This window comes from Streptomyces sp. MZ04, assembly GCF_004684775.1.
GTDB lineage: Bacteria > Actinomycetota > Actinomycetes > Streptomycetales > Streptomycetaceae > Streptomyces.
This window is the reverse complement of record NZ_SRIC01000259.1, coordinates 1-11,447: the sequence shown is the minus strand read 5'-3', so window position 1 is coordinate 11,447 and position 11,447 is coordinate 1. Positions and strand designations below refer to the sequence as shown.

Here is an 11,447-nt window from a genome sequence, read left to right as displayed (position 1 = left end):
ATATTTAACCTTACCATGAATAGGTTCTGGTAATGGAATATTTTGTTTTTTTTTTTTCAAGCAGAAGACGGCATACGAGTTTCATGAGCGTCTCGTGGGCTCGGAGATGTTTATAAGAGACAGGTGCACGAGAGCCCCTGCGTTCCAGGGGGCGGTTCTTCTGGACCACCTCGACCGGCAGGCGGCCGTCGGTCAGGAGGGGGTGTGGCTGGGCCAGGTGGAGTGAGGCGGGGATCGTGCCGTGGCGGGCCATGAGAACCGCCTTGATGAGGCCTGCCAGGCCCGCCGCGGCCTCGGCGTGGCCGATGTTGGTCTTCACCGATCCGGTGAGCAGCGGCCGTTCGGGGGTGCCGGCCGTGGCCAAGGCCTGCAGTTCCACCCTGTCACCGGCCGGCGTCCCGGTGCCGTGCGCCTCTACGTAGTCGAGCATCCCGGGCGTGATCCCTGCGCTGCGGCACGCCTCGCGCAGCATCTGCGCCTGCCCCTCCACCGACGGCTGGAGCAGCAGTCCGCTGGCGGCGCCGTCATTCGTGACGGCGCTGCCGAGCAGCAGCGCGAGCACCGGATCGCCGTCACGCAGCGCGTCCGGCAGCCGCTTGAGAACGATCGCCGCGATGCCTTCACTGCGTACGAAGCCGTCGCCCGCCGCGTCGCCGAACCGGCAGCGCCCGCCCGGCGAGAGCATGGCGCCCTGCGAGTACGCGATGGCGTCGTCGGGGGACAGGATGATGTTGACGCCGCCCGCGATCGCCAGGTCGCTCTCGCCGGTCAGCAGGCTCTGCCGCGCGGCGTGCACCGCGACGAGCGAGGACGAGCAGGCGGTGTCGAGGACGACGCTGGGGCCGCGCAGATCCAGGGCGTACGAGATGCGCCCGGCGGTCACCGCGCGGATGCGGTTCCCCGCGACGTCGCGGATGTCGCGGTGTTCGGGCAGCGGCCCGGTCTCCGCGTACTCGGAGGTCGCCTGGCCGACGAAGACGCCGCCGCGGCTGCCCGCGAGCGAGGACGGCCGGATGCCCGCCGCTTCGAGCGCCTCCCACACGACGTGCAGGAGCAGCCGCTGCTGCGGGTCCATGCCGCGGGCCTCGACGGGCGAGATGCCGAAGAAGGCCGCGTCGAAACCGTGGACGTCGGGCAGAAAGCCGCCGTGCCGTGAGGCCGTCCTGCCAGGGGTGCCGGGCACGGGGTCGTAGTGGGCGCCGATGTCGAACCGGTCGACCGGGACGGGCGTGACGGCGTCAGTGCCGGACACCAGGAGGTCCCACAGGGACTCCGCGTCGGGCGCCCCCGGGAACCTGCATCCCATGCCCACGATCGCGAGGGGTGTCTCCATGTCCGCCAAGTCCACTTCTGCCACCTTCAAAACGCGAGAACCGGTGCCGCCAGACCTTGGCGACACCGGGTGAAAGCTCGTCGTACGAGCGGTCGTACGAGCGGGATGCAAAATTACACCAGCGCTCATATTTGGCCTCGAGAGTAGATATTGATTCCCTCACGCGCCGGTCAAGCGAAACCCAAGCGAGATCCAAGCGAGATGCAAGCGGATCTAGACATTCCCCCCAACATGCCCAGAGATGTCCGGAGTTCAGGGTCCCTCACGGCGGCAAAAACGTGACCTGAAGCACATCAATGGTCGACTCGCGACTGTCTATAGACTGCCGCTCAGGCTTGAACGCAAGTCCAAAAATGAACGTGCATCACTGATCGGAGCGCGCCATGAACGGGGCAGCAGAGCGATGAACCGTCACCAACTTCCGCCCTCCACCGGCCCGTTGGCCGGGGGATCCGCGACGATCCGCGTACTCGCCACCGACGACCGCACCCTGCTGCGCAACGCGCTCTGTCTGCTGCTTGCGCGGGAGGTGGATCTGACGGTCGTCGGCCGTGCGACGGACGCCGGGAGCGCGGTCGCGCTGGCCGCCACGCACCGCCCGGACGTCGTCGTCCTGGACGTCGAGATGATGGGCCCGGACGTCGTCGCGTGCGTGGCCCGGCTCAAGGCCGCCTGCCCCCGGACGCGGGTCATCGTGCTCGCGGCCCCCGGCGACTTCACCTCGGCGCGTGCCGTGCGGGCCGCGGGCGCCGCCTGCCTGCCCAGGAAGTCCACGTACGACGTGTTGGTACGGGCCATCCGAGGCGAGGCGGCCGCCTTGGACGCGGCGCCCGGGAACCCGGGTCCGACGCGGACCCTCATCGAGCGGCCGGCCGATCTGCTGACGCCGCGCGAGGCGGAGATCATGGCGTGCGTCGCCCAGGCCATGAGCAACCGTCAGATCGGGCGGCGGCTCACCATCACCGAGGACACCGTCAAGCGTCATCTGCGCAATGTCTTCCGCAAGTTGAACGTCGGCTCCCGCATCGAGGCGGTGAACCGGCTGTACGGCGGTGCCGCGGGGCGGCTCAGGGGCGGCTCAGGCAGTCGGCCAGTGCCCGCGGAGCTTCCAGGCTGATCAGGTGCCTCACCTTGGGGATCACCAGGAACTCGGCGTCCGGGACCGCGTCCGCCAGGGCTCGCATCATCGCCGGGGAAGTCGACGGGTCCTCGCCACCGGCGACGACCCGGGTCGGGACGGAGAGGGAGGGCAGATGCTCACGCGTGTCGAGCGTGGCCAGCGCACGCCAACTGGCGCACCAGGCGGCGGTGTCGGCGCCGGCGACGCTGTCGCGGGCATAGCGGACCTCGTCCCCGTCCGCCGCGAGGAAGCCCGGCGTGAACCATCGCTCCAGCGTCGGCGCGATCTGCGGCCCGACGCCGTGCGCCGCCGCCTCGGCCGCGCGCTCCAGATAGGCCGGCTGGGGGTCACCCGCCGTCGCCACCAGGTGCAGCCGCGCCACCCGTTCGGGATGGTCCACGGCGAAGGTCTGCGCGACGGCGCCCCCCATGGACAGCCCGGCCACCTCGGCCGATGCGATGTCCAGCGCGTCGAGCAGGGCGGCCAGATCGGCCGCGAGGTCGTGCAGGGTCGTGGCGTGCGGGGCCCCCGCGGCGCGGCCGTGGCCGCGCAGGTCGTACGCGATCACCCGTCGGCCGGGCGGGAGTTGGGCGACGACCGCTGCCCACATACGCCGGTCGAGGCCGAGAGCGTGGACGAGGACGAGCGGGGTGGCACTCGGTGGTGCGTCGGCCGGCGGCGCGTCGGCCGGTGGTGCGTCGGCCGGCGGCGCGTCGGCCGGTGGTGCGTCGGCCGGCGGCGCGTCGGCCGGGCGGTCGAGCACCCGGGTCACGTGGTCGCTCAGGCGTACGTCGTGTTCAGGAAAGCCGTGTTCAGGAAAGCCGTGTTCAGGAAAGCCGTGTTCGGGAGAGCCGGAGGGGAATGCGGCGGGGCGTGCGGAGTTCATCGGGTCACCTGTGCGAGAGGGAGGCGGCGGAACGATCGGGTCGGTGGTGGGCCGGCGGCGCCGCGCACGGCGCCGCCGGATCCCGCTCCTCGTCTCCCCGGCTCAGCGGAGGGCGTCGACGAGCGCCTGCGTGTCCTCGTAGATCTCGTAGCCGTGGACCAGGCCGTCCTCGACGGTCAGGTGCAGCGCGTACGGCGAGGCGAAGAGCTTGCCGGTCGCCTTGCAGCGGTGCTCGAAGTGGCCCATCACGACGGCGTGCGACGCGTCCGCGACGACCTGCTCCACCTTGTTCATCTCCGGCTTCATCGCGCCGCCGAGCATGCCGAGGAACTCCTCGATCTCAGCCTTGGCGGTGCGGCGTCCTGCCCACGGAACGAGCTCGGGGTCGCCGGGGACGAACCAGTCGAGGGTGTCGGGAAGCAGTGCCAGGACACCGGCGCGGTCCCCGCCCTGGAGCTTCGACCAGAAATCCTGTGCGACCGCGCCTGCGTCGTGCTGAGCCATGTGCAATTCCTTTTCCGTGGAAGGGGTTGGGTGTGCCAGAAACTCTGGCCCGTCGCCGCTTCGGCGGTCAACGCCTCTTTCTCCCACACGCAATGGCCATCCCCATAAGGGTAGTTGGCGCGTCGGCATTCCCCATTCCCGCCTCGCCTACCACCTTCGTGGCATTGCATCGCGCCCCGACATGCCGGGCCTTTAGATTCATGAATCGCCCCTGAACACCCCTGTATCACCCCCGAATCACCCCCGAATCACCCCGATCGCTTCCCGAAGGGAGCCCTCTCGCATGCCCACCACCGGCAGAGCCGCGTTCTTCGACGTCGACGAGACGATCATCGGCGCCAAGAGCATGTTCGACTTCCTGCGGTTCTGGATCCTGCGCAACGGTGGTGATGAAGCCGCCTACCAGGCCGCCATGGACGAGTTCCGGGCGATGTGGAGCGCGGGCGTCCATCGCTCCGAGGTCAATCGGGCCTACTACCGGGGGCTCGCCTCGGTCGACTGGTCCGAGCTCATGGCCGCCGGCCGTGACTGGTACGCCGACTACCGGCGCCGCCCCGACGCCTTCGTCCTCGCCTCCACCGACGCGCTGGCCCGGCACGTGGCCGACGGCGACACCGTCGTCCTGGTCTCGGGTTCCTTCCCCGGCTGCCTCACCCCGCTGGCCGAGGAACTGCGCGCCGACCTCGTGCTGTGCTCCGAGCCCCTGCTGGGCCCGGACGGGCGGCTGACCGGAGAGCTGCGGCGGCCGATGATCGGCGACGTGAAGAGCGCGGCGATCGAGGAGACCCTCGCCCGGCTCGGTGTGCCGGCCGCCGACTGCTTCGCGTACGGAGACCACTCCAGCGACCTCGGCATGCTCACGCGCGTGGGCCACCCCCACGTGGTCGGCGACGACCCCGTCCTCGCCGAACAGGCCGCCCTGCACCGGTGGCCCGTACTCGGCGCGTCCACCGGTTCCTTCAGCCTCCTGACGGTCCCGAGCGATCACCTGACGGTCCCGAGCGATCACCTGACCGTCCCGAGCTGACCCCCTTCGGAACTTTCGGAACTGGAGAAGAAACATGAGCAAGAAGGCCATCTACCTCATGCTGACCCTGTCGGCGCTGTTCTGGGGAGCCACCTTCAACCTGGTGGAATACACCGTCCGTTATCTGTCTCCCCCAGCCGGCGGCGCCATGCGCTACTCGATCGCCGCCGTCCTGATGCTGGTGGTGCTCGCCTTCCGGGGCCGGGCCACGCTGGACATCCTGCGGCGGAACTGGCGGCCGCTGCTCGTCATGACCGTGGTCGGTGTCGTGATCTTCAACGTGCTGCTCTTCTTCGGACTGCGCTACACCTCGCCCACCAACGGCGCGCTGATCCAGGCCACCAACCCGCTGATCACCGCGCTGATAGCGGGTGTCTGCTACGGCGAGCGGATCAGCCGCGGCCACAAGATCGGCACCCTGGTCAGCTTCTCCGGTGTCGCCGTGCTGATCCTGGGCAGCTCGATCCAGCGTCTGGAGGCGCCCAACCTCGGCGACCTCCTGTGCATCGGCGCGACCACCTGCCTCGCCCTGTACTCGATCCTGGGCGGCCGCTACCTCAAGGGCAGCACGCCCATCGTGACCACCGGCATCACCACCGTCCTGGGCTGCGTCGGCCTGTGGGCCGTGGCCTCGCAGGTCACCCCGAAGCCGACCCCGTCGGTGCTCGCCGGACTGCCTGCCGGGGTGTACTGGGCGCTCGCGTTCGTCGGCGTGCTGGCCACCGTCCTGGCGTACATCTTCTGGAACTACGGCGTCAGCCACATCGGCATCGCCGACACCGCGGTCTTCTTCCACCTGGTGCCCGTCTTCACCGTGCTCGCCTCGTTCGTGCTCGGCCAGCCGGTGACGCTGCTCCAGATCGGCGCCGGAATCGTCGTCACGCTCGGCGTCTTCATCTCCTCGCGGGTGGCGCACGCTCCCGCACCCGATCCCGATCCCGAGCCCGATCCCGAACCCGATCCCGATCCCGAAGCCGCCGCCGTCTGAACCCCGTCGCGGAATCGCGCGTTCTGCCCGAGGCCGTCCTCCTCCCCGGTTTATCCCCGGCGAGGAGGGCGGCCTCCGCGCTTATTTCACCCAGAAATACATCGGGGTAGCCGACCGGGTATGCGAAGTACGGCGCACCAAAGGCCCGTTGAGGCCGATCTCGAATGCTTCTAGAGTCATTTCCAAGAACAACCCCTGATCAAGGGACACTCCCTGATCAAAGAACAACCCCTGCCCTGCAGGGGAATGCTCGGGAATTCAAATCCGGAGGACATTCGTGAGTGGTTCCATCATCTCCAGACTGGCGCAATTCGCAGACGCCGAAGCCGTGGTGTTCGGCGACACCACCGTCAGCTACACCCAGCTGCTCGGGCTCATCGACGACTGGCGCGCCTTTCTGGACGACAACGGGGTACGGGCGGGCGAGGTCATCACCCTGGAAGGCCCGTACTCCCCGGAATCCTGCGCCGGCCTGCTCGCCCTGATCGAGCGCGACGTCATGGTCGTACCGCTGACCACTCTGCCGGAGGCGAAGCGCACCGAGTTCCTCGACGTCGCCGAGGTCGAGACCACCGTCGTCCTCGCCGCCGACGGAACGCGCACCCTGCGCCGCACCGGCCGCACGGCCACCCACGAGCTGTACGGGCGGCTGCGCGCGGCCGGCCGGCCCGGCCTGGTCCTTTTCAGCTCCGGCACCACCGGCCGCAGCAAGGCCTCGGTGCTCGACTTCGTCAAGGTCCTCGGCCGGTACAAGGAGGGCGGCAAGGCCCGCCGCATCCTGTCCTTCCTGAGCCTGGACCACATCGGCGGCATCAACACCCTGCTGCACACGCTGTGTCAGGGCGGCACCGTCGTCACCACGCCCGAACGCACCCCGGACACCGTGTTCGCCGCGATCGAGAAGCACCGCGTGGAGGTGCTGCCCACCACGCCGACGTTCCTCAACATGGTGCTCATCGCCGGGTCGATCTCCCGATTCACCCTGGATTCCCTACAGTTGATCACCTACGGCACCGAGCCGATGCCGCTGCGCACGCTCCAGCGCCTGAAGGAACTCCTGCCGCAGGTCCGCTTCAAGCAGACGTACGGCCTTTCCGAACTCGGCATCCTGCCGACGAAGTCCCGTGGCGACGACACCCTCTGGGTCAAGCTCGGCAACTCCGGCTTCGACCACAAGATCGTCGACGACGTGCTGTGGATCCGCTCCGACATGGCCATGCTCGGCTATCTCAACGCCCCGGCACCCTTCGACGACGACGGCTACTTCAACACGCAGGACGTGGTGGAGACCGACGGCGACTGGATCCACATCCTGGGCCGCCGCTCCGAGATCATCAACGTGGGCGGCGAGAAGGTCTATCCCAGCGAGGTCGAGAGCGTCCTGCTCGAGGTCGAGAACATCGCCGAGGCCACGGTCACCGGCCGCGCGAGCCATGTCACCGGCATGGTGGTCAAGGCGACGGTGCAGCTCGTCGAGGACGAGGACCAACGGGCCGTCGCCAAGCGGGTACGCCGCCACTGTGCCGCCAAGCTGGAGGCGTTCAAGGTGCCCGCCGTCGTCGAGGTGTCGAACGCGCGCCAGCACTCGGACCGTTTCAAGAAGCTCAGGAGCGCCGCGTGAGCGTCGGCGAAAGCACCGGCGGCGGCGAAAGCACCGGCGGCACTGGCGGCACCGAAAGCACCGGCGGCCACAAGGTCGCCGTGGTCAGCGGCGGCAGCCGGGGCCTGGGCGGCCGCATCGTGGAGCGCCTCCTCGACGACGGCTGGAAGGTCGCCACCTTCAGCCGGAGCCTGAGCGAGTCCATCGAGAAGACGGCCGCCGCACGGCCCGGCGACTTCCTGTGGGAGCCGGTGGACCTCACCGAACCGAAGGCGCTGCGCCGCTTCGTCGGCACGGTCATGCGACGCTTCGGCCGGATCGATCTGCTGGTCAACAACGCCGCCGTGCTCGGGGACCAGCAACTCTTCCTCACCGGCAGGCCCGACCACTTCGAAGCCGTGATCGCGGCGAACCTGACCGGGCCGATCCTGCTGACCCAGGCCTGCGCGCGGGCCATGAGCGTCGGCGGCAGCGGCAGCGGCAGCGGCCAGATCGTGAACATCTCCTCGATCAACGTCGTACGCGGCTACCGCGGCGTGGCCGTCTACACGGCGGCCAAGGCCGGACTCGACGCCATGGGCCGCTCGCTCGCCCGCGAGCTGGGCCCCATGAACATCCGCGTCAACTCCGTGGTCCCCGGCTTCTTCGACAGCGACCTGACCGAGGGCGTCACGGACACCAACCGCGAGCGCATCAAGCGCAACACACCGCTCGGGCGCGTCGCGAGCGTCGACGAGATCGCCGACGCCGTCTCGTTCGTCGTCTCACCCCAGGCGTCGTTCATCACCGGACAATCCATCGTCATCGACGGAGGCATCACATGCTGAGCATCGACACCACGAAGAAGATCGTCATCGAGAACCTCACCGACCTCCTCCAGGAGGCCGAGGTCGAGCACGGCGAGATCGCGGAGAGCGACCTGCTGACCGGCGTCGGACTCAGCTCGCTGCTCCTCGCCCGCCTCATCATCCAGCTCGAACTGGAGACGGGCATCGATCCGTTCGCCGAGGACCTGCTGATATCCGACGTCCGCACGGTCAAGGACCTCATAGACGCCTATCACTCGCGGCTGCAGAGCGCGATCGCCGTCTGAACCGCCCGAGCCGCCCGAGCCGCCCGAGCCGCTCGAGCCGCCCGAGCCGCCCGAGCCGCTCGATCTATACGTACCTCCGACCCGAGGGAGAGCCACGACCTTGCCTATCCAATCCACCGCCCGCATAGCCGTCGGCGACCGGTTCAAGGAGTTCCTGGGCAACGACGGGACCGTGCCGGCCACCGCGCTGCTCGACGAGCTGCGCTCCGGCACCCTGTCGCCCACCGCCGAGATCGTGCTCGGCCAGGGCCTGAGCGGCGCCCAGTTGCGCGAGCTGAGGGACCTCACCACCGCCGACGTACCGCTGCCCGTCGAGCGTCACCTCACGCACAAGTACGACGAGAAGAACGTGCTCATCGGCGACGTACGCGAGGACGGCCCCGACACCTACGTGGCTCCGCTGCTGCTCGACGAGCGCGTCGAGGTCCTCGCGGACCACCTCACCGGCCAGCACATCCCGGCCGTGACCCTGCTGGAGGCCGCCCGCCAGACCTGGACGGTCGTCATCGAACAGCACGTCGTGAGCGGCGACGCGCCCACCCGGTTCGTCATCGGCTCGATCCGGTCCGCTTTCAACAGCTTCGTCTTCCCGCTGCCCGCCACCATCGAATTCCGGCTCACCGGGCACCGTACGTCCCCGGTCGGAACGTCCGTCGACTGTGAATTGACGGTACGTCAGGACGGGCGCGCCGCAGCCGAGTTCGCGGTGAACATCCGGGTCATCCCGGAGGCGGTCGCCGTCAAGCAGGAGGCCATGGCAGCCCGCCAGGCCATCCGCTCCGCCCTCAGCGGCGAGATCAGCGGCGAGATCAGCGGCGAGACCAAGGCGAAGGCGGAGGCCGGCCGATGAACCAGACCCTGTGGGTGGCGCACTGCCTGGACGCCCCCGACATCGCCGAACTCCGCAAGAAGTTGCGGGACGAGCACTCCCGTTATCTCCGCGACGGCGTACCGGTCCCGGTGCTCTACGGGCCGCTGACCGACGGGCAGGGCCGGGCGACGGGGAGCCTCATCGTCATGGCGTGCCCCGATCGCGCGACGGTCGAAGAGCACTTCGCCAAGGACCCCTTCACCACCGGCGGCATCTGGGCGCAGGTACGGATCGACGCGTTTACGTCGTCGGAGCGCTCGCCGGTGCGGCTGCCGGTACCGCCTGCTGCCTCCTGAACATCTCTCCACTCCTCAGCAGTAAGTAACCAAGCCACTCACTCAGATGGGATGCCCCACCATGTCCGCACGCCTGCTCCTCGTCACCGAAGTCCCCGTCCAGGAGGACGCGTTCGACCAGGCCGTCAAGAGCTGGCAGGAGCTGCACGCCCAGCGCCCCGCCGGTCACCACCTGTACCGCTCGCTGGAGGGCCACACCCTCCTGGAGCTGCGCCCGCTCGCCGATCTCGGTGAACTCGCCGCCTTCCAGGAGGAGTCGCAGGCCCAGTGGCAGGCCCTCGCCCCCAGCCTGGCCGGCGATTTCCACCGCCACGTCCACGAGTTCGTCGAGGCCCCCAAGGACTGCGCCGAGGAGCTGCCCGACACCCCGTACATCCAGCTGCGCCGGGTCGAGGTCAAGCCGCCGGTCATCGCCGAGTACCGCGCCTGGCGCGACCGCACGATCTTCGCGACCGTGCACGCGGCCGACGAGTCCGAGGTGTTCCTCGCGTACCACTCGCTGCTGAGCACGGAGCCCGGTGTCCTGTTCGTGGCCGGCTTCTCCGTCGACCCCGCGCGGCACAACGCCGTCTTCAAGACCCCGGCGTACGAGGCCATCCTCGAAGAGGTGCGCGAGAAGTACATCATCCCGCAGGGCGGCGAGGGCGGCCTGTACACCAAGACCTACGCCCGTATCGGAGCCTGAGCATGCACAGCCAGTCCTACGAGCTCAGCCTGACCACCCAGGGCCCGACGTATCCGCCCAGCGAGGTCATGAACGCCGACGGCGACTTCGTCGTCATCGGGCGGGTCAACCGGCCCGGCGCCGACGGCTCGGTGCGCTCCGAATGGGGCTCGGCGATCGTCTCGGCCGACAGCCCGCTGCCGCCGCACGGTGACAACGTACCCTTCGACATCATCCGTGAACTCCCCGTCGATCCCGCTCAGTTGACGCCGGACGACCGGGACATGGTGCTGCACACCCTGCCCCTGCCGCTGCCCTGCAACAACTATCCGATGCTGTTCGCGCCCGACCAGCGCCCCGACGCGCATGCGGTACGCCGTCCCAGTTACGCGTTCCACGAGGTCCCCATCCCCGATCTGCGCCCGGAGGACGGCCGCACGGTCGCCGACCCCGTCACCCTCGGCCAGTGGGTCCAGGCGGAGGGATGGCTGGAGGTGGCGGTGGTCAACGGCGGGCACGACGCGGAGTTCCGCTTCGAGTTCTCCGGCCTGATCCCGGACAGCATGTACACGGTCATGTCGCTGCGCGAGAACGACCTGGCTCCCGCCCCGGCGGGACCGTTCCGGCCGGGCCCGCTGGGCGTCCCGAACGTCTTCATGGCCGACTCGGCGGGCAAGGGCCGCTACCGCGCCACGCTGCCCAACCCGTTCCCCGCCGCCGGTGCGCCCGGACCGCGTCGCATCGTCAACATCGTTCTGCTGTGGATGAGTTACCAGCAGAACTACGCGGGCGCCATCGGCTTCTTCGGCCTGGGCGGCGACATCCATGCGCAGCTCAAGCTGCAGGAGGCGAGCTTCCAGGAGTTCGTCACGACCGAGCGCTGAAGGCCGGGTGGCCCAGAGGCCCCCACCTATATCTGGGCCACCCAGCGCATCACCCGCCACGCTCCCTCCCTCACTCACTCACTCCCTCACTCCCTCACTCACTCCCTCACTCACTCCCTCACTCCCTCGCGTACGAAGGACATGCCTTCCCCATGACACACCCCGCCCCCGGCCCCGCCCC

The 11,447-nt window shown here is 69.0% G+C and carries 13 protein-coding genes; 10 read left to right on the top strand and 3 right to left on the bottom strand.

Annotated elements, in window-relative coordinates; genetic code table 11:
- Window positions 1–10 precede the first annotated feature (10 nt).
- Entirely contained in the window at window positions 11–1,348 is a 1,338-nt protein-coding gene (locus E2651_RS34515; RefSeq protein WP_167828978.1) for a polyketide synthase, read from the bottom strand.
- A 388-nt stretch (window positions 1,349–1,736) separates the two neighbouring features.
- On the opposite strand from E2651_RS34515, the gene E2651_RS34510 reads away from it, so the two are divergent.
- A complete protein-coding gene (locus E2651_RS34510; protein ID WP_135335204.1) occupies window positions 1,737–2,450 on the top strand; it encodes a response regulator transcription factor in 714 nt (237 codons plus the stop codon).
- Here the strand turns inward: E2651_RS34510 and E2651_RS34505 are convergent.
- Window positions 2,401–3,339, bottom strand: a complete 939-nt coding sequence (locus E2651_RS34505; protein WP_135335203.1) for an alpha/beta fold hydrolase — start codon at window positions 3,337–3,339, stop codon at window positions 2,401–2,403. The genes E2651_RS34510 and E2651_RS34505 overlap by 50 nt on opposite strands.
- Before the next feature lie 102 nt (window positions 3,340–3,441).
- Entirely contained in the window at window positions 3,442–3,843 is a 402-nt protein-coding gene (locus E2651_RS34500; RefSeq protein WP_167828977.1) for a nuclear transport factor 2 family protein, read from the bottom strand.
- Window positions 3,844–4,126: 283 nt separating this feature from the next.
- Here E2651_RS34500 and E2651_RS34495 point away from each other — a divergent pair, with 283 nt between their 5' ends.
- The 9 genes from E2651_RS34495 to E2651_RS34455 all read left to right on the top strand — a co-directional run bounded on the left by E2651_RS34495 (window position 4,127) and on the right by E2651_RS34455 (window position 11,266).
- Window positions 4,127–4,870, top strand: coding sequence for an HAD-IB family hydrolase (locus E2651_RS34495; RefSeq protein ID WP_135335201.1), 744 nt, complete (start codon window positions 4,127–4,129; stop codon window positions 4,868–4,870).
- Window positions 4,871–4,904: 34 nt separating this feature from the next.
- On the top strand, window positions 4,905–5,858 hold the full coding sequence (locus E2651_RS34490) for a DMT family transporter (protein WP_135335200.1): 954 nt from the start codon (window positions 4,905–4,907) through the stop codon (window positions 5,856–5,858).
- A gap of 277 nt (window positions 5,859–6,135) precedes the next feature.
- Entirely contained in the window at window positions 6,136–7,479 is a 1,344-nt protein-coding gene (locus tag E2651_RS34485; protein WP_245239409.1) for a long-chain fatty acid--CoA ligase, read from the top strand.
- A complete protein-coding gene (locus tag E2651_RS34480) occupies window positions 7,476–8,285 on the top strand; it encodes an SDR family oxidoreductase (protein ID WP_135335199.1) in 810 nt (269 codons plus the stop codon). Before E2651_RS34485 ends, E2651_RS34480 begins: the two co-directional genes overlap by 4 nt.
- Complete coding sequence (locus tag E2651_RS34475; RefSeq protein WP_135335198.1) at window positions 8,279–8,551, top strand: phosphopantetheine-binding protein; 273 nt, start codon at window positions 8,279–8,281, stop codon at window positions 8,549–8,551. Before E2651_RS34480 ends, E2651_RS34475 begins: the two co-directional genes overlap by 7 nt.
- Before the next feature lie 100 nt (window positions 8,552–8,651).
- Complete coding sequence (locus tag E2651_RS34470) at window positions 8,652–9,401, top strand: AfsA-related hotdog domain-containing protein (protein WP_245239408.1); 750 nt, start codon at window positions 8,652–8,654, stop codon at window positions 9,399–9,401.
- The gene (locus E2651_RS34465) at window positions 9,398–9,718 is read left to right on the top strand and encodes a YciI family protein (RefSeq protein ID WP_135335197.1); all 321 of its coding nucleotides are present in this window, start codon (window positions 9,398–9,400) and stop codon (window positions 9,716–9,718) included. Before E2651_RS34470 ends, E2651_RS34465 begins: the two co-directional genes overlap by 4 nt.
- Before the next feature lie 61 nt (window positions 9,719–9,779).
- Window positions 9,780–10,403: a hypothetical protein gene (locus tag E2651_RS34460; protein WP_135335196.1), complete on the top strand. Its 624-nt coding sequence runs from the start codon at window positions 9,780–9,782 to the stop codon at window positions 10,401–10,403.
- 2 nt (window positions 10,404–10,405) lie between these two features.
- Window positions 10,406–11,266, top strand: a complete 861-nt coding sequence (locus tag E2651_RS34455) for a hypothetical protein (protein ID WP_135335195.1) — start codon at window positions 10,406–10,408, stop codon at window positions 11,264–11,266.
- Window positions 11,267–11,447: the final 181 nt, after the last annotated feature.

Excerpts from the sequence above, each read along its gene's own strand:
- E2651_RS34510 (WP_135335204.1), top strand. The coding sequence starts at position 1,737 with ATGAACCGTCACCAACTTCCGCCCTCCACCGGCCCGTTGGCCGGGGGA.
- E2651_RS34505 (WP_135335203.1), bottom strand. The coding sequence starts at position 3,339 with ATGAACTCCGCACGCCCCGCCGCATTCCCCTCCGGCTCTCCCGAACAC.
- E2651_RS34500 (WP_167828977.1), bottom strand. The coding sequence starts at position 3,843 with ATGGCTCAGCACGACGCAGGCGCGGTCGCACAGGATTTCTGGTCGAAG.
- E2651_RS34495 (WP_135335201.1), top strand. The coding sequence starts at position 4,127 with ATGCCCACCACCGGCAGAGCCGCGTTCTTCGACGTCGACGAGACGATC.
- E2651_RS34490 (WP_135335200.1), top strand. The coding sequence starts at position 4,905 with ATGAGCAAGAAGGCCATCTACCTCATGCTGACCCTGTCGGCGCTGTTC.
- E2651_RS34475 (WP_135335198.1), top strand. The coding sequence starts at position 8,279 with ATGCTGAGCATCGACACCACGAAGAAGATCGTCATCGAGAACCTCACC.
- E2651_RS34465 (WP_135335197.1), top strand. The coding sequence starts at position 9,398 with ATGAACCAGACCCTGTGGGTGGCGCACTGCCTGGACGCCCCCGACATC.
- E2651_RS34460 (WP_135335196.1), top strand. The coding sequence starts at position 9,780 with ATGTCCGCACGCCTGCTCCTCGTCACCGAAGTCCCCGTCCAGGAGGAC.
- E2651_RS34455 (WP_135335195.1), top strand. The coding sequence starts at position 10,406 with ATGCACAGCCAGTCCTACGAGCTCAGCCTGACCACCCAGGGCCCGACG.